Consider the following 520-nt stretch of genomic DNA (forward strand, 5'->3'; position numbering starts at 1 on the left):
CTTCGATTCGAACGCCGATTCGAACGCCGGGAAACCGCGGCGGCCGCGCGAGCTTGCCGCGCACCGCCGCCGGGCGTCACTTCTTCTTTTTCTTGTCCTTGCCGCCTTTCTTCGCCTTCTTCTTTTTCTTGCCTTCGTCTTCTTCCGACGTTGCAAGCAGCGTGCCGCGGCACGTCGCCGCGCCGCAATGGCACGCGTATTCGCGCTTGAGCTTTTTCGTCAGGCGCGCGTCGATCACGAGACCGTAGTCGTAGAACAGTTCTTCCTGCTCGTTGATGTCACGCAGCGCATGGATGTACACGCGCCCGCCCACTTCCTCGGCTTCGCAGTTCGGCGCGCACGAATGGTTGATCCAGCGCGCGCTGTTGCCGTTGATCTTGCCGTCGATCACCCCGCCCTCTTCCAGCGCGAAGTAAAAGGTGTGATTCGGATCGTCCGGGTCGTGCGGAGGGCGGCGCAGCGCCTCTTTCCACGAGATCCGCTCGCCCTTGTATTCGACTACGCGCTCTCCCGCCTTGAT

Annotated in this window: 1 protein-coding gene; it reads right to left on the reverse strand. The window is 62.1% G+C overall.

The window, feature by feature from the left end; genetic code table 11:
* Nucleotides 1-76 precede the first annotated feature (76 nt).
* A partial coding sequence (locus J5M56_RS24270; protein WP_207937978.1) for an SET domain-containing protein-lysine N-methyltransferase occupies nt 77-520 on the reverse strand: 444 nt, incomplete at its 5' end.

This window comes from Pseudomonas sp. 51_B (assembly GCF_017491595.1).
In the GTDB taxonomy this organism is placed as follows: Bacteria; Pseudomonadota; Gammaproteobacteria; order Pseudomonadales; family Pseudomonadaceae; genus Aquipseudomonas; species Aquipseudomonas promysalinigenes.